Here is a 17,889-nt window from a genome sequence, read left to right as displayed (position 1 = left end):
TCATGAGCCCTAATATATTATTGTTTTCATCTTTTTAAAGGAGAGAGTGCCCTAATGTACAGTTATAAATTGTTGGACAAAATAAGCATGGAGACACTTCACGAGGCGTTTGTGGATGCGTTCTCCGACTATCAGGTTAAAATGGATTTGCCTTTTTGGAAGTTTCAACAAATGCTCCAACGAAGGGGTTATCACCCCGAAATATCTATGGGAGCCTTTAAAGATGAGAGAATGGTCGGATTTGTTATCAATGGACTTCGAAGCTGGAATGGAAAGGCAACTGCATATGACCTTGGTACAGGCGTTGTAAAAGATTGCAGGCGGCAAGGCATTACAAGCGATCTGCTCTTGAATATTCAAAAGCTGTTAAAAGAAAAAAATGTAGAGCAATATTTGCTGGAAGTTATCCAATCCAATGAATCTGCAGTTCAGCTGTACAGTAAACAAAACTTCAAAATTCAAAGGGAATTTTCATGTTTCCAGTTGCAAAAAGATCAATTCATACCGCAAACGACCTGCATGGTGGAATGTGTGGAGAGAATCGATGTGGAGCAGTTCAAGGAATTTTGGGATGTGGAGCCCTCCTGGCAAAATTCAATTGATTCCATCTACGCTTTACCGGAAGCTTTTATCTATGTGGTTGCACGTCAGGATCACAGCATTGTTGGTTATGGCATTATAGATCAAAAAACAGGTGATGTTCCACAGCTTGCAGTGAACCAAAATTACCGGGGCAAAGGTATTGCAAGCAGCATCCTGACAGAGATGGTCCAACGCACAGAATCGCCTAGAATCAGTGTCCTCAATGTGGAGTCTCATCTGAAACCGATGCAAGATTTCCTCCTGGTCAAATCAGGTTTTGCATATCATGTGGGCCAGTACGAAATGCTCTTGAAATTATAACGAGATACCCGTTTCGACTTAAGATCAGATCGGGTTCATACGAAAATATGTGGGGTGTTAGTGTCTGTCTTGTTGGGCCAGTTGAACGGGAGGTTGATTAAAGGCTTCCCGGAAATCCTGGATTGCAGTATCCAACCCATCCTGTACTCGTTATAATAATGTTGATATATGACATGGTTAGAGGAGACAAAGACATAACATGAGCCGAAAGAAATACTGTAAGCGTATTCAGTTTCTGGATGATTGGAGTCTCAAAACCAAGTTGTACATATTGTTCATTTTTTGTGTGCTGGTCCCGGTCCTGGTCACAAATACCGTGTTTTACCAAAGTATCAAAGGTAACATTGAAGAGAAGGAGCATAGCCGATTCAATGAAATGCAGCAAAGGATCAAGTTCAACCTGCGGAACAGTATAGACAATAGCTTGTATGTGTCCAATTTTCTCTATACCGATGGAACGCTGAACCGGTTCATGGAGTTCAAGTATCGCGATCAGGAAGACTATTACTCTGCCTACTATGATATGCTTAGCAACAACAATCTGGTCAGGTACTACTACAGCTACCAGCAGGTGAATCAAATTACGTTTTATGTTGGCAATGATACCTTCGTCAATGGAGGAAACTTCATTAAGCTGGATGATGAGGTGAAGAAAAGTGATTGGTATCAAGCGCTGATGAACACGAGCGACCATATCATGATCTATTCGTATTTTGACAAACAGCAGGCGGAGATGTCGCAAAGTCAGGGAGGACGCAAAGTAAGCATTATTCGTAAGCTGGATTACTTTGGGGAGCAGCAGGTTGAAAAGGTGTTAAAGGTTGATCTGGACTACGCTTTCATCAACAAATCGCTTAAAAATGAGGGAGCAAATGGGAAGGTGTATGTCGTTTCGGATGGCAGGGTCATTTTCTCGAACGATTCAAAAATGAATCAGATGCGCAAGCCATTTAATCTGATTGCAAACAGTCCAATTGATCCTGTTCAATCCATGCAATCGATTCCCGTCGTATCCGAGGATTGGCAGATTGTCGTCAGCACGGAGAAATTGGACGTTCTGTCGGAGATTGTTAATTCCAAGCTTAATTTGACTTTACTAATCATTCTTAATCTGTTGGTGCCGACACTGCTAATCTGGTTGATATCCAGATCACTGGTCATCAGAGTTGATCGGATAGCGAAGCACCTGGATCAAGTGAAGCATGAGAAATTTGAGGTGATATCGGGACCTGTGGGCAAAGACGAGATCGGCAGCCTGACCCATAGTTATAACATGATGGTCATCAAGATCAAGAACCTGATTGAGATTGTGTTTAAGGGCCAGGTGGAGCGGCAAGCCCTTGAGCTCTCCAAGAAACAGGCGGAGCTGAAAGCCCTTCAGAGTCAGGTGAATCCCCATTTCATGTTCAACACGCTTGAAACGATCCGTATGCGGAGTTTGATCAAGGACGAGCTTGAAACCTCCGATGTCATTCATAAACTGGCACTGCTGTTACGTCAGACGATCAATTGGGGCGATGATCTGATTACAATCGCAGAGGAAATCAATTTTGTAGAGAGTTATCTGAGTATCCAGCAGTATCGCTTTGGTGAAAAGTTGCAATTTGCAATCCGGATCACAGACGAATCCATTGCTGCCATGATGATACCCAAGCTAACCGTTCTCACCTTTGTGGAGAATGCTTGTATCCATGGCATTGAGGGGACTTCGAATGATGGGGTCGTGGAGGTATTATTCGAAATTCGAAGTAATGAACTGTACATTTCCATTCGAGATACCGGAGTCGGTATGGATCAGGACAAGCTGGCCTCGCTCCGCAAAATGATGCAAGACCCGAGTATGGATCGGATGAGCGAGCTTAGCAGCATTGGTATGATGAATGCATATATTCGGCTGCGGATGTATTTTAATGATTTCGTTCAGGTGCACATATTCAGTGAAAAGGGGAAGGGAACAACGATTGGCATTCAAATTCCTCTTATGCAGGCATCTCAAGAATAAGGAGCGAGGATATGATCAACGTGCTGATTGTGGACGATGAGCCATTTATTCGCCAAGGACTTCTATTGTTAATTGATTGGGAGTCTTACGGATTTCAGATTTGCGGTCAGGCCTCCAATGGTATGCAGGCATTGGAGTGCATACGCGCTATGCAGCCCGATCTGGTGATTTCCGACATTAAGATGCCGGAAATGGACGGAATGCAGCTTGCCAAAACCTTGTACGAGCAATATAACGGTGACATCAAGCTGATTCTTCTAAGTGGATTCTATGAGTTCGGATATGCCAAGCAGGCGATTAAATACCAGGTGGATGACTACATTCTCAAGCCTATTGTGAAGACCGAACTGGTTCAGGTGCTTGAGGAGTTCAGGGTCGCATTTAATGCGCGGACGGAAGAGAAGCGATATCAGCAAAAAAAAGATCGAATTATTATGGCTCAGCATATGCAGTCAATCTTGCTTGGGGTGGCTGAGGAGGATGCTGTTACGAGTCTGCAGCCCCACTATCAAGATGTCGGCATAATGCGTTGCATCCTGATTGAGGCGGAAGCCGGTCCAGAACAGGGAACGGATTGGTGCGCTCGGGTCGAGGCATGGGTGGGCAAGCCCTTGCCGGGACAAATTTTGAAGCCCTTCACAGGTGATAAAAATGCGGTTCTGCTTATGGTTACGGACCTGATGGTGAACCGTGAGGCAGTGACCTTGGAGCAATATTTGACCCGATTACATGCCGATCTGAGCCATGGTCAAGAGGCGGCTATTGCTTGTTATGTCGGGAAGGAAGTACATGAGTTGGAGGCGCTGCACGAGTCTTATCAATCCTGCGGCATAATGAAAAGCTTACGTTTCTTCACCACTTGCAGGCCCATTTATTACTTCGAACTTATGGATACAACCTTATTTGTTAATCGGCCGGGACAGTTCGAAAAACAATTGTTTGATGGGCTAGTCAAGTCTATTGAGGAACAGCAGACGGATGAGTTATACAGTCATGCAAAGGCCATTTTTCAATTTTTTCTGGATGAGCGAATCGAGCCTGGTATTGTCCGCATCCACTTGCATTATTTGGCATACACATTGCTGGATCTCGTGAATAACGATACGGTTACTCCAGATTCGGGGTTGATGGAATCGACTTTTCTGAAGGTGAACTACGCGATGTTATCCATGGAGGAAAACATTGAACATTTATGCGAATTCTCGCTCATGTGCGCAGAGAAACTGAAGGAGCAGCAAAAGTCAAATGCGATGGGCGTATTAGCCAAAATTGAGGCCTTCATTCACGAGCATTACAGAGAAAATATCAGCCTGAAATTGCTCGGGGAGCAGTTTTACATGAATAGTGCATATCTGGGTCAGATTTTCAAAAAGCATTTCTCGATCAGCTTCAGTGATTATTTGAATCAATTACGTATTGAGGAAGCCGCCCGGCTGTTGCGCAGAACAGATCAAAGAGTATACGAAATCGCAACAATGGTGGGATATCGGGATTCCGATTACTTTATTAGCCGGTTCGAGAAACTCATGGGGGAGACTCCTGCACAATATCGTAAAAGTGCCCATGCTGCGTACTCTCTTGATTAACATCCTGCACTCCTTGACGGAGCGGCGGGATATTTTTTTTCGCAGATGCTGGAATTAGTGGGATTCCATCTATAGTTTATCCCGTTGAGAGGGGCATGGAAGCATGATAATTTTAAGTCAGCCTTTGGAAAGCGCTTTCCAAAAAGCTTCTGTCAATATAATCGATGGAGGGGTCATGATGAAAAAGGATGTTAGAAAAAGAATCAAGTATAGTGCTCTGCTCGCTTTAATACTGGTCATCGCACTCACTGGATGTACACCGGGATCGTCCTCGAAAGGGGAAAAGACAGCAGATGGAAGGGAATTGAAACAATTTTCCGCATTTTTTGCCGTACCGGGAAAAATTGCGCCTGACGATAATCGGGTGTTAAAGGCTATTGAGGAGAAAACAGGTGTCAGAGTCACGATGGACTGGCTTACGGGCCAAACAGCCAAAGAGCGGATTGGTGTACTCATTGCAGGCGGCGAATATCCCGATTTTATCGATGGGAGTGATGGTACTCAGCAACTGGTAGCAGCAGGGGCGTTAGTACCACTTGAGGATTACATCGATAAATATCCAAACATCAAAAATTACCTGGGCGAAGACTGGAAGAAGATGAAAAATACGACGGATGGACATATCTACTTCATTCCTCAATTCGGCAATATACAAGAGAAGTCGATGAAAGTATCCCATGACGGAGAAGCGTTCTGGATTCAGAAGGCCGTACTGGAGTGGGATAATTATCCGACAATCAAAACGCTTGACCAATACTTCGACTTGATTGAACGGTATAAAGCAGCTCACCCGACCGTTGATGGTCAGCCAACAATTGGATTTGAAATTATCTCTTATGACTGGCGTTATTTCGCACTGGAGAACCCTCCGCTCTTCATGGCTGGTTATCCTAACGAAGGCGCAGCCATCGTTGATAAAGAAACGCTGACAGCCAAAAACTATAATACCATTCCGGAAGCGAAGGCATATTTCAAGAAAATTAATGAGGTATATCATCAGGGCCTCGTGGATAACGAAACCTTTACAGCAAACTATGATCAATATATCTCCAAAATTTCAACCGGACGTGTGCTGGGCATGGTGGATCAAGGATGGCAGTTCCTTGACGCCGAGGCATCACTCGTGAAGCAAAAATTGTATGACAAAACCTATGTACCGTTGTCCATTACACTCTCCGAGGATGTTAAAGGGCGCTATCAGAACAATCCAATCCTTAATGTGAATGGTGGCCTGGCCATTACAAAGAGTTGCGAGGATATCGAGGGAGCACTTCAATATATTAATGATTTGTTGGACCCTGAGATGGAGGTATTGAGAACCTGGGGACAGGAAGGCGTGGATTATCAAGTCGATGATAAAGGCGTGTTCTCCAGAAATGAAGAGCAACGTGCGAATTCCAAAGATCCGGACTGGGTGCTGGCAAACACGGGAAGCCCGTTGGTCTATTTCCCGCATCATGAAGGCATGACCGCTGACGGGAAGAATGCCCTTGACCCTAAGGAGCAGCCGGAGGAGTACCTTGCCACATTGAATGACATCGACAAAAAAGTGCTGAAGGCTTATGGATATACGAAGTTTACCGACTTCCTGGAGCCTGCGGAGGAAAATGAACCGTGGTTCCCAATCTATACCTATAATTTTGAACCGAATAAACCGGAGACCATCGCCAGACAAAAAATGGACGATGTAAAACGCAAATGGCTGCCAAAAGTGATTATGACTTCACCAGCCGAATTTGATAAGGCATGGGAAGAATATCAAGCCACGCTCAAGGAAAGTGCAGATATTAAAGCGTATGAAGATGCGCTGACGGAAGAAGTCCGCAGACGTATGGAACTGTGGGGATAAAGGCCTGTCACACAGAAAGGCTATGGGGAACCCCGTAGCCTTTCTTACACGCTAGATTCAGAGGTTGGATAGGAATGGAATCGATTCACCCAGACTGGGTGATATAGATAAACTCGTAAGCAAGGAGAGAAAAAACATGGCCAAAAAGGAGTTGCAGCCTTCGTTAAAAACCAGCCATATCCCAGCGGGAACAAGCTGGATCGGGTACAACCTGTCCAGAATGAAAAGTCAGCGACAATTAATGTGGATGTCATTTCCGTTTATTGCGTTTATCGCTATTTTTGCGTATGGACCATTATGGGGCTGGTTGATGGCGTTTCAGAATTATAGACCGGGCATTGGTTTTATGGAGCAGGATTGGGTTGGGGTGGATCATTTTCGAACGTTATTCACGGACCCTACATTTTTACGTGTCATTCGCAATACGCTGGCGATGAGCCTGATCAGTCTGTTTCTGGGATTTGTCGGCTCGATTGGTCTGGCGCTCTTATTGAATGAACTGCGAATGGTATTGTTCAAACGTGTGGTACAGACGGTTTCCTACCTTCCGCATTTCCTGTCATGGATCATCGTAACAGGTATTGTTGCGAATGTATTATCAACGGAAACAGGAATAGTGAATGTGCTGTTGACGAAATTGGGCCTGATTGATGCACCGATCAATTTTTTTGCCGAACCAAAGTACTTCTGGGGGATTGTAGGTCTGTCCAGCATGTGGAAGGAAATTGGCTGGGGCACGATTATTTATCTGGCGGCCATGGCGTCGATTAATCCGAGCTTGTACGAGGCAGCTTCCATCGACGGAGCCGGACGGTTTCGTAAAATGTTCAACGTCACACTTCCAAGCATCAAACCAACGATTATTATCCTGCTTATCATCAACGTTGGTAACGTACTGAACGCGGGTTTTGAGATTCAATACTTGCTGGGGAACGGACTTGTGCAGGATGTATCCGAGACGATCGACATTTTTGTTTTGAAATACGGGATTAATCTCGGCAACTACTCACTTGCCACCGCAGCAGGCATTTTCAAAAGTGTGGTCAGTCTGGTGCTCATATTTATCGCCAACGGGATTGCCAAGTCTCTTGGTGAAGAGCGATTGATATGATAAGGGGGCAGAGCTGTGAAACGATTTAGTAGAAACCGAAGCTTGGGAGACTCTATTTTTTCTATCACCAATGGCATATTTATGTTGCTTGTCATGGTTGTTACGTTATATCCTTTTTTAAACACCATTGCCGTATCTTTCAATAACGGGCTGGATACGATCCGCGGGGGGATCTATCTCTGGCCGAGGGAATGGACGCTGCAAAATTACGTTTCCGTATTCCAAAACCCGAATCTGACACAAGCCGCATTTGTTTCGGTCGCCAGAACCGTGGTGGGAACGGTTGTACAGCTGTTCTGTACAGCCATGCTGGCCTATGTACTGAGCCGCAAGGAGTATATGTTTAACAAATTGGTCACAACGCTGTTTGTCATGACGATGTATTTCAGCGGCGGCTTAATTCCGGGATACATGCTGATCAAACAAGTGGGGCTGCTGAACAGCTTCTGGGTATACATTATTCCCGGGTTGATCGGGGTGTTCAACATGATCGTCATTCGTACCTACATTCAGGGACTGTCGGAGGGATTGATTGAATCCGCGAAGATGGATGGAGCCGGAGATTTTCGGATTTTCATGCGTATCGTGCTTCCCCTATCCAAACCGGTTCTGGCTACGGTTGCACTGTTTATTGCTGTAGGTCAGTGGAACTCCTGGTTTGACTCCATGTTGTACACGGCGGGAAATCGGAATTTGACCACCTTGCAGTATGAACTGATGAAATTGTTGTCCTCTGCGACCTCACAGGGGGGAACGGTCAACGTGGATTCATTCAAAAATGTAACCAACATGGTGACGCCTGTATCCATTCGGGCAGCCATCACGGTTGTGACGGCAATGCCGATTGTTTTACTGTATCCGTTCTTGCAAAAATACTTTGTGACTGGACTAACCATTGGAGGGGTAAAAGAATGAAGAATGCAAATCAAGGCGAAAAATGCACGTATAACAATCCGATTATGCCCGGGTTTTATCCAGATCCATCCGTATGCCGGGTGGGTGAAGATTTTTATCTGGTGACATCAACATTTGCCTATTTTCCTGGCGTTCCGATCTTTCAGAGCCGTGATCTAGTGAATTGGAAACAGATTGGCAATGTGCTGGACCGCCCTTCGCAATTAAATCTTCAGGGAGCAGGCCATTCACAGGGGATATTCGCTCCAACGCTTCGGTATCATGAAGGTACCTTCTATATGATTACAACTAATGTATCACATGGCGGCAATTTTGTTGTAACCGCTACCGACCCGGCTGGGCCATGGTCTGATCCTTACTTCATTGAAGGCGCAGAAGGCATAGACCCTACAATTTTCTTCGATGACGGCAAAGCGTATTACCTTGGTACACGTCCTTGCTCTGAGGGAGTTCGTTACAATGGGAACTGGGAAGTTTGGCTGCGGGAGTTGGATCTGGGCAGTATGAAGCTGGTGGGAGACAGTTACGTTCTGTGGCGCGGGGCGATGGTGGATGTCATCTGGCCGGAAGGCCCGCATCTGTATAAGATCGATGAATATTACTATTTATTGATTGCAGAGGGAGGCACAGGGCCAAACCATGCCGTGACCATTGCTCGTAGCAAAAGTTTGACCGAAGGATACGTCGGGAATCCGAATAATCCAATCATTACACATCGCCATTTGGGTAAACGTTACCCTGTTGTTAATGTAGGACATGCCGACTTGGTGCAGGCTGCGAATGGTCAATGGTTCATGGTCATGCTTGCTTCGCGTCCATATGGAGGGAGCTATAGCAATCTGGGGCGGGAGACGTTCCTTGCTTCTGTTGTTTGGGAGGACGGATGGCCTGTTGTCAATGAGGGCCGCGGAATCCTGGAGGAGCAAGGCACGTTGGATTTGAAGCCTGTTCCGGTAGAGCCGCAACTGCGTTTTGACCATTTTGACAGCGATAAACTGGGCTTGCAATGGATGTTCCTGCGCAATCTTCAGGAGGATCTCTATTCATTAACCGAGCGAAAAGGATATCTGCGACTGAAGCTGAAACCGCAAACATTGAAGGAAAAAGAAAATTCCAGCTTTGTATGTCTGCGTCAAAGGCATATGGATTATGTCGCAGCTACAGCGATGGAATTTGTGCCCGGGAATGCCAACGAAACGGCTGGTCTTGTCGTCATTCAGAACGATCTGTATCACGTACGGATTGAGCGTGCTCTGGTCGAGAAACAGCAGGTGCTGCGTGTGGTGACCGTTATAGATGGTCAGGATAGCCACATTGCGCAAATCGCGCTGGATGATGAAGTATCGCGAGTGTATATCAAACTGGCTGCGACAGGTCAGCAACTCAACTTCTATTACAGCACAGATGGAAGTCAGTATCATCTGGTGGCGGAACAGGTGGATACAAGTAGCCTGAGCACCGAAGTAGCCGGCGGCTTTGTTGGCTGTTGTATCGGAATGTTTAGCAGCAGCAATGGTACTTCTTCCGATCAGGTAGCGGACTTTGATTGGTTTGAATATGGTTCATATCATATTTAGATGACAGAATAACAGCAAGAAAGCTCAATCCGGCGGCGGTAGTCCAGGGATTGAGCTTTTTTCGTTCCTTTTGCGAAAGGAGTGGGGGGAGGCGTTACAGTTTATTGTCCAGCTTCATGTGCTGAGCTTTTTATGATGTTAACCATTTTACGCTGAGCATCCCTGGCCTCCGGAATCGGATAGAGGACAAAGACATGGTTCATTTTGGGGTAAACGTACGTTTGATGATCGATTCTTTGATCCGTCAGCAGTTTGTCGAGCTTCATATTATCAGGAAACAAACCCTCGTGGGTTCCGATAAAGATGCTGATTTTGCCCAGACCGGCGAAATCTCCGTAGATTGGACTGATTAACGGATCGTTCAACGGTTTGTCAGCTGCCCAGATCCGCCGGATGACATCATACCCTTCCACAGCGAGCATAGGGTCGCGGGTCTCGTAATCAAATATGACCGGATTGTCCAGCATCATATCCACACAAGGTGATAACAAGATGATATCTTTGGGCTGCGGGAGATCATGCATCTTCAGATAATGGGCCAAGGCTAGGGATATGTTCCCACCTGCGGAATCCCCCATAATGGTGAGTTGCGCCGGGTCGTCCAGGGAGGCAAGCAGATCCCGGTATAGATTGAGCAGTTTCGGATACGTATGCTGATAATTAAAATGCGGAACCTTTGGATAGATGGGAGCAACAACTTTGGCATTCAGAGCCTGAGCCATGCGGTCCATGAATTTCCAGTGTAAAGACAGCGGCTGGTGTGTATGCGCCCCGCCATGAATGTAGAGAATGACCCTCTGTTCACGGGAATGCTGATCGTTTAAGGTGAACACCTGCATGTCTTCATGGGAGCGCTCTTTAGTGGAAGATGACAGTTTTGTTTTACCCAAGATATAAGGTTTAATGTTTTCCAAGCCCATATGATCCAGGTGTTTGCGGGTAAGCTCGCGTGTTGAAAAAATTTTCTTGGTATCTAACGTTCCGATATATTTCTCGAATAGAAAGCTCGTCAACGAGCGTTTGTGATTATGGATATACATGTTCATTGAGGAATCACCCTTCCTGATGGAGTTCAGATATACGGTCTGTGGAGACTATAAGTGAAGTATAAAGGTTGAAGTGTACTTCAAGGTCAATCTTAATTTTTCCATCAAACCGTTATGGTTAGAGTAAAGCATGGTACCCGTTCTATGTTATGATATTTGCATCTTCAAAAGTTCGATTGAAGGGGCATAGCGTATGAATCAGAGCATACAACAGTTTAAAGCGGATTTTTTCAAAGCGTTGGCACACCCGATGCGGATTCAGATTCTGGAGCTGCTGAGTGAAGGAGCCAAAAACGTGAATGAACTGCAAAGCATTCTGGGATCGGAAGGCTCTGCCGTTTCACAGCAACTGGCTGTATTGCGCAGCAAAAACGTTGTCCACGGAATCAAAGAAGGGACAACCGTCACCTATTCGCTGCGTGATCCGCTGATTAAGGACCTGCTGGCAGTCACCAAACAGATTTTTGACAATCATCTGGTTGATGCCATTTCCATGCTGGAAGATATTCGTAAAGAGTCCTGACACAATAAACAAGAGCAACTGGGTGTAATCACCGGAGGTTCTTGTTTTTTTGTGTTAAGTTCCTGCTGAGATTGTGCGTAATCCGATTGACAGGACGTATGCAGGGGAGTAGTCTTTTAAATATATTCAAATATTCAAATATATGAAGAAAAGAAGGTTTTTGTACATGAAATGGATGGGGAGATATGCAGGGTACAATGCTGCCGCTTTTCGCAAGGATCTGTTATCAGGACTGATTGTAGGTATCATTGCGATTCCACTCGGTATGGCCTTTGCCATCGCTTCCGGGGTCAAACCGGAGTATGGATTGTATACCACAGTAATCGCAGGGATTCTCATTTCCTTGCTGGGTGGGTCCAAGTTCCAGATTGGAGGGCCAACGGGGGCATTCATTCCGATCCTCTTTGCCATTGTGATGCAGTATGGATATGAGAATCTGCTGATCGCCGGAATGATGGCCGGTTTGATGCTTGTACTAATGGGCGTATTCAAGCTCGGGGCATTAATTAAGTTTATTCCAAAGCCGGTGACTATCGGTTTTACGGCAGGGATCGCCGTCATTATTTTTAGCGGACAAATTACGAACTTTCTGGGACTTCGAGGCATCGAGAAACACGAGGATTTCTGGTCCAATATGAAAGAAATCGGGATGCATATCTCGACGATTAATATATACAGTGTGCTTACAGCTGGAATCTGTCTGGCTGTTCTTCTGCTTGTGCCCAAGTTTGCACCAAAGGTGCCTGCATCACTGGTGGGGCTGGTTCTTTCGACGGTAGTCGCGGCGTTCTTTTTTGAAGGGCAGGTGGCTACAATTGGTTCGTCCTTTGGCGCCATACCTAACTCTTTGCCTCAGTTTCATGTGCCAGAGATCACTTGGGAGCGTATTGTGAACTTGCTGCAACCCGCTTTTGTCATCGCCATGCTGGGTGGAATTGAATCGCTGTTATCCGCAGTTGTTGCCGATGGCATGACCGGAAGTCGGCATAACAGCAATCGAGAGTTGATTGGGCAGGGGATTGCTAATATGGTGACGCCGTTGTTTGGTGGTATTCCTGCAACAGGAGCGATTGCACGTACAGCAACCAATATCAAATCCGGCGCATTATCGCCATGGTCTGGCGTGATTCACGGTGTAGTGGTTTTGCTGGTACTTGTTCTCTTTGCGCCATATGCATCCCACATTCCTCTTGCCAGTATGGCTCCTGTTCTCATGCTGGTTGCCTGGAATATGAGTGAACGGAGATCCTTCATACATGTCATGAAAACCAAAACGAGTGATTCACTCGTTCTGCTGATTACCTTTTTGCTGACCGTATTTACAAGTTTAACAACGGCTGTAGAGGTTGGGTTGATTCTGGCGGTCCTTTTATTTGTTAAACGGATGAGTGAGATGTTGAAGGTTGCCAAAGTACTACCCGATCCCGATCATAAACATGAGAAAGTCATGGCCCACATGGTTCGGGAAGGACATGACTGCCCGCAAATAAGCCTATACACAATTGAAGGGCCACTTTTTTTCGGCGCAGCGGATATGTTCGAGAAGTCGGTCATGGATTCGATTCATCGGCGACCAGGCACTCTGCTGTTGCGAATGGGTAAGGTGCCTTTTATGGATACAACAGGTGAATCCAATCTGGCCCGTGTTGTCAAACATATGGAGAGATCCGGGGGCAGGATTTTACTTTCAGGCATTCAGGCGCAACCGTTGGAGATGTTGAAGAGAACAGGTTTGATTGAACGGATTGGTCCGGATCATATGTTTGAGCACACGGGTGAAGCCATCAATTATGCATTATTGCATCTGGATGTTCAGAAATGCAGGGGGTGCAAACATTTTGCCTTTCGTGAATGTGCTGCATTGTCGAGTGCTGGCATCGATCCAGCGTGTAATAACCTGCTGAAACCTGGAAAGCGAGTCAATGTAAATAGCCCTATCTAACCTGCTGATGAGAGAGATGGAGCTATAGGAGTCTAAAGAGTATTTGTTTATCAAAATATATATTCTGGAAAATAAACGAAAAATATACTATGTTATAGGTTGATAGGTGAAAGGATTACATCGTTCATCAGATGAGAAATAATCATATTAAACCGAAGGAGCAACCATATGTCCATTCAACAGACTGCTTTACGTTCAGTGCTTAACCCCAGGTACCTGGAGTCTACATTGAGTAATCAATATGACATTGGAACATGGGAAGAATGTTTGTTTTGGCTTAGAGGATTAAATGATACTTACCGGGTTCGCACGTCCAGTGGGATGTACATTCTCCGTATCTACCGCACTGAAATCACGGAGGCAGATGTTCAGTATGAGCTTTCATTATTGTCTCAACTCAAGAACGTTCTAGGTTCTGCGGAACATACCGACATTGGAGAATACATCGAGAAGAAAGATCATACGGGATATACGGTGTTGGAGGCTGCGGAAGGCAAGCGGGTTGCTGTGATGTTTCGGTATATTGAGGGTACGGAGAACAACCTGGAGGATGAGGAGTCTTGTTACGCCTTTGGCCAATCTGCCGCTGAATTGCATGAGGCTATGGATCAGGTGAACATGGAGCTGCCACGATATGAGCTGGATCTGAAGTTACTTATTGACGAACCTCTTGAGCGAATTATTCACTATATCGGTGAGAACAATGAAGCAGCAGCATTTCTCCATACGTTTGCCACAACATTAAAAGAACGCATCGTTGCCACTTCCAGGCAAGACCTGGACTTTGGTCTGTGCCATGGCGATATGCATGGGAATAACAATGTATTTCAACAGGAACATCAGTTCATCCATTATGACTTCGAGTGGGCAGCCAAAGGCTGGCGTGCCTATGATTTAGCTCAAGTAAAAGTTCGAAAAAGACAGTCTGATGAGCGAAAAGCAGCATTATGGGATGCGCTCATGGCAGGATATCGTTCAGTCAGAAGTTTCTCTGCCGAAGATGAGCAGACGGTTGATCTCTTTATTGTTGCTCGCCGATTTTGGGTGATGGGACTAGATGTTGCTTTTATTGAGAGTGATACGGGTGCGCTGGACTATGGTTCGGATTGGCTGGATAGTTTCGTGGAAGAGTTCCGAGAAGCAGATATCGTTAGTTAATCATTCAATGAAAAAGAGAATATAGTCACCATCATCATGCCGCCATTCTGGCGGCTTTTTTAGTTGGAATGAACGTACATGCCTTTGTGCTGTAATACGTTTACTCTGCGAATTCAACAGGCTTGTCATTGAATTTGTACCCGACACCCCGAATTGTACGGATATAGTGTGGCTTGGCCGGATTTTGTTCCAGCTTCTTCCGCAGATTATAGATATGTACCATAACTGTATGCGTATCGCCCATATGCACATCATCCCAGAGCAACGAGAAAAGCTGTTCATTTTTGTATACGCGGTTAGGGTTCTTCGCAAGATGAAACAATAATTTGAATTCCTTGGCCGACAAAGCAATGGGTTTGTCACCGACGAGTACACGATGGGTGGCTGGGTCGATGAGTAGTTGGTCAAATACCAGCGTTTCATCCACCTGTTCCTCTTGTTTCTGTGGCATGTTGTTTCTCCGAATATGAGCCTTGACTCGTGCAATCAGCTCAATTGGACTAAATGGTTTGGAGATAAAGTCGTCCCCTCCCAGCCCAAGTCCGATGACTTTGTCTGTGGCTTCATCCTTACAACTTACGAACAAAATAGGCACATTACTCGTTTTACGAATCTCGCTACAGATTTGAAAACCATCCATCCCAGGCAACAGCACATCCAGGAGTACAAGATCAGGTGAATGCTCCTGTGCAGCTCGAAGTGCCTCCACGCCAGTGTATGCAGATATAGTCTGAAAACCTTCCCGTTTCAAAGACATCGTTAACAATTCATTGATTTCATGATCATCATCGACAATCAAAATCGTGTTTTTCAAAGACATACGGCGTTCATTCTCCTTATGTATATCGCTTTGGTCAAAGTCCGTATCCTTCCAATCGTTCGTTGAAAGTCCTTGATGTATTCTGTTTCAAGTATCGCATGTGGACCGGGATAAGTCGATTGGATACACAAAATTTGATATGAAATTGAGGTTAACTTGAATTTCAATTTATGGTCTTGATGATTAGGCTCCTTCTATAATTAATGATATTAAAACTTGGGCGTTCCAGGTTTGAGCTCTGGAGGGAGATAGGTCTAGTGAATGGAAGTGGGGGGAATCGCCTGAAATGGGTGTTGTGGAGTGTGGTACTGCTTGGTGCACTGGTAATCAGTGGGTGTTCATCTGACACTGCGCCAGACCAGATCAGAGAAAAGACGCTTGGAAGCTCATCAAATGAAGTCATCGTGGGAGCTGTATGGCCTTTTGAAAAGCAGAATGAACAATTCCGTGAAGGACTTCAGTTGGCGCTGGAGCAGATTAACAAAGAGGGTGTTCTGGGAGGGAAAAAAATTAAATTGCTGGAGATGGACGATGGCGCTTCCACGACAAAGGGCATGGCCATTGCGCAGCAATTTGCCGATAATCCCTCCGTCAGCGCGGTCATTGGACATCGGGGTTCTTCCGTAACCGTACCGGCTTCACGTATATATGCCAATGCGGGCATTGTACTGTTGTCTCCGGCATCGACCTCGCCCAAACTGACCGATGTGAGCAGTCCTTATATTTTTAGAAATATACCGAATGATAATCAGATCGGGCAATCTCTTGCCCTGTATGCTGCGGGCACGAAACATGAGAATATCGCAATCTACTATACCGATGACGAGTATGGTAGAGGGCTCGCGAATGCATTTGAACGTCAGGCTACCCTATCCGGACAGAATGTGGTTGACCGCGTATCCGGTTATAAGGACGGAGCCGACATGATGCGGATTGCGAATAAATGGGAAACACTGGACACGGATCTGATCATGGTAGCGACTAGGGCTAACGAAGGCATTACGTTTGTCAAAGCAATCCGTGCGGCGGGTATGGATACCCCTATCATTGGGGGAGATGCGCTTGATTCGGCTGAGTTTGCACAAGGCGGCGGGTCCGTAGAAGGCACAATCGTCGCTTCCGTATACGATGATCAGGGACAATCGACCGTCAATCAAGATTTTCGATCAACCTATATTAAACACTATGGTAAGGCACCGGACAAATGGGCAGCACAGGCATATGATTCACTGAAATTACTCGCTGCGGGTATAGAAGAAGCAGGTTCACGAAGTCCGAAAGCGATAGCAGAAGCTTTGTCCGACCTTACATCTTGGGAGGGGGTTACGGGTGAACACTTTTTTGATACCCAGGGTGATGTTCAGGGAATGAGCATTGTAATGAAGAAGTTACAGCAGGGCAAATTTCAGACCCTGAATGAGACGCCCGTTTCAGATTCATCACGAGATTCAGCGAAAGGGGGAGGTCAGGATGAATAAACAGGTTTTTCGAAAAGTAGCCCTTGAGCGGCTGTCTTCTCCTGAACAGCTGGATAATCTGGTACGTGTCACCTCTCCCCGCGGCTGGTTGATGCTCATCGGAGCAGGTTTAATTCTGGCAGCTGCGCTGTATTGGGGAGTATTTGGCACCATGACCACGAGGGCAGAAGGACAGGGTGTATTGATTCGGCCGGGCGGCCTAAAAACGGTACACACCTCTTCAGAAGGCGCAATCTCCGATATTGCAGTGGTGGAGAATGATACGGTTCAGCAAGGAGAGGTGATTGGTCGGATCGAGCAACCGGCATTGCTTGACCAGATCAGGCAAACGAAGCTTGTTATCACCAATCTGCAAAGTGCCTCATCTCAAGGCAAGTCAGGACGTGTTGCGGAGCTGGGCAAGTTAAAACAGCAGCAGGAGCAGCAGTTACTGAACTATGAGTACCAGACTCAAGTGGTCAGTCCTTACACAGGAAAGGTCACCGAGGTGTTAGTTAAGAATGGAATGTATGTGGGTGAAGGAACGGAGATGTTCCGGATGGAGACCTACGGGTCTCAGACGGATGAATTAATAGGGGTTATATATGTGCCCGTAAATCAAGGCAAGCAGTTACTTCCGGGCATGGAAGTCCGTGTCTCGCCAAGTACCGTTAATCGTGAAGAATATGGCTCCATGATCGGGCAGGTCGTTTCGGTATCTGAATTCCCCGTAACGGTACAAGAGTTACAGTCTACATTAGGTAACGAGGGTCTTGTAGAGCAGATGGCCTCACAAGGTCTCTCGCTGGAAGTACGCGTGAATCTCTCACCTAACTCGGAGTTGTCGAGTGGATATAATTGGACAACGAAACAAGGTCCGCCTGTGCGTCTGAATAGCGGAATGACGATGGATGGAACCATTACGGTTCATTCGCAGCGACCGATTGCAACCGTCATTCCCTATTTCAAATGAGGAGTCAATATAGTCGAACAGGCATAG

At 46.0% G+C, this 17,889-nt stretch carries 14 protein-coding genes; 12 read left to right on the top strand and 2 right to left on the bottom strand.

Annotated elements, in window-relative coordinates:
- Positions 1-54 precede the first annotated feature (54 nt).
- The 7 genes from MKY28_RS21840 to MKY28_RS21810 all read left to right on the top strand — a co-directional run bounded on the left by MKY28_RS21840 (position 55) and on the right by MKY28_RS21810 (position 9,943).
- Positions 55-903, top strand: a complete 849-nt coding sequence (locus MKY28_RS21840; protein WP_340936997.1) for a GNAT family N-acetyltransferase — start codon at positions 55-57, stop codon at positions 901-903.
- 199 nt (positions 904-1,102) lie between these two features.
- The gene (locus MKY28_RS21835) at positions 1,103-2,905 is read left to right on the top strand and encodes a cache domain-containing sensor histidine kinase (protein WP_340936996.1); all 1,803 of its coding nucleotides are present in this window, start codon (positions 1,103-1,105) and stop codon (positions 2,903-2,905) included.
- Positions 2,906-2,916: 11 nt separating this feature from the next.
- A complete protein-coding gene (locus MKY28_RS21830; protein ID WP_340936995.1) occupies positions 2,917-4,491 on the top strand; it encodes a response regulator in 1,575 nt (524 codons plus the stop codon).
- Between the two features lie 178 nt (positions 4,492-4,669).
- Positions 4,670-6,340, top strand: coding sequence for an extracellular solute-binding protein (locus MKY28_RS21825; protein ID WP_017690608.1), 1,671 nt, complete (start codon positions 4,670-4,672; stop codon positions 6,338-6,340).
- A 136-nt stretch (positions 6,341-6,476) separates the two neighbouring features.
- Positions 6,477-7,451, top strand: coding sequence for an ABC transporter permease (locus MKY28_RS21820; protein ID WP_036606005.1), 975 nt, complete (start codon positions 6,477-6,479; stop codon positions 7,449-7,451).
- 15 nt (positions 7,452-7,466) lie between these two features.
- Positions 7,467-8,366 carry a carbohydrate ABC transporter permease gene (locus MKY28_RS21815; RefSeq protein WP_036668326.1) on the top strand — a complete coding sequence of 300 codons (900 nt, stop codon included), beginning with the start codon at positions 7,467-7,469 and terminating at the stop codon, positions 8,364-8,366.
- Entirely contained in the window at positions 8,363-9,943 is a 1,581-nt protein-coding gene (locus MKY28_RS21810; protein WP_340936994.1) for a glycoside hydrolase family 43 protein, read from the top strand. The genes MKY28_RS21815 and MKY28_RS21810 overlap by 4 nt, the downstream gene beginning before the upstream one ends.
- Before the next feature lie 101 nt (positions 9,944-10,044).
- Here the strand turns inward: MKY28_RS21810 and MKY28_RS21805 are convergent, their stop codons facing one another.
- Complete coding sequence (locus MKY28_RS21805) at positions 10,045-10,989, bottom strand: alpha/beta hydrolase (protein WP_340936993.1); 945 nt, start codon at positions 10,987-10,989, stop codon at positions 10,045-10,047.
- 193 nt (positions 10,990-11,182) lie between these two features.
- Between MKY28_RS21805 and MKY28_RS21800 the strand changes: the two genes are divergently transcribed.
- The 3 genes from MKY28_RS21800 (at position 11,183) to MKY28_RS21790 (ending at position 14,612) form a co-directional block, all read left to right on the top strand.
- Positions 11,183-11,512, top strand: a complete 330-nt coding sequence (locus MKY28_RS21800; protein ID WP_017690603.1) for an ArsR/SmtB family transcription factor — start codon at positions 11,183-11,185, stop codon at positions 11,510-11,512.
- Positions 11,513-11,678: 166 nt separating this feature from the next.
- Entirely contained in the window at positions 11,679-13,454 is a 1,776-nt protein-coding gene (locus MKY28_RS21795; protein ID WP_340936992.1) for a SulP family inorganic anion transporter, read from the top strand.
- A gap of 168 nt (positions 13,455-13,622) precedes the next feature.
- Positions 13,623-14,612 (top strand): phosphotransferase, encoded by a 990-nt coding sequence (locus MKY28_RS21790; RefSeq protein ID WP_340936991.1) that lies wholly within the window; start codon positions 13,623-13,625, stop codon positions 14,610-14,612.
- A 100-nt stretch (positions 14,613-14,712) separates the two neighbouring features.
- Here MKY28_RS21790 and MKY28_RS21785 read toward each other — a convergent pair whose 3' ends face one another.
- Positions 14,713-15,432 carry a response regulator transcription factor gene (locus MKY28_RS21785; RefSeq protein ID WP_076253775.1) on the bottom strand — a complete coding sequence of 240 codons (720 nt, stop codon included), beginning with the start codon at positions 15,430-15,432 and terminating at the stop codon, positions 14,713-14,715.
- A 257-nt stretch (positions 15,433-15,689) separates the two neighbouring features.
- On the opposite strand from MKY28_RS21785, the gene MKY28_RS21780 reads away from it, so the two are divergent.
- Positions 15,690-16,910 (top strand): ABC transporter substrate-binding protein, encoded by a 1,221-nt coding sequence (locus MKY28_RS21780; protein ID WP_340389041.1) that lies wholly within the window; start codon positions 15,690-15,692, stop codon positions 16,908-16,910.
- A complete protein-coding gene (locus MKY28_RS21775) occupies positions 16,903-17,862 on the top strand; it encodes an NHLP bacteriocin system secretion protein (RefSeq protein ID WP_340936990.1) in 960 nt (319 codons plus the stop codon). Before MKY28_RS21780 ends, MKY28_RS21775 begins: the two co-directional genes overlap by 8 nt.
- Positions 17,863-17,889: the final 27 nt, after the last annotated feature.

This window comes from Paenibacillus sp. FSL R5-0473, assembly GCF_038004565.1.
GTDB lineage: Bacteria > Bacillota > Bacilli > Paenibacillales > Paenibacillaceae > Paenibacillus > Paenibacillus amylolyticus.
This window is presented reverse-complemented; position numbering and strand designations above follow the sequence as displayed.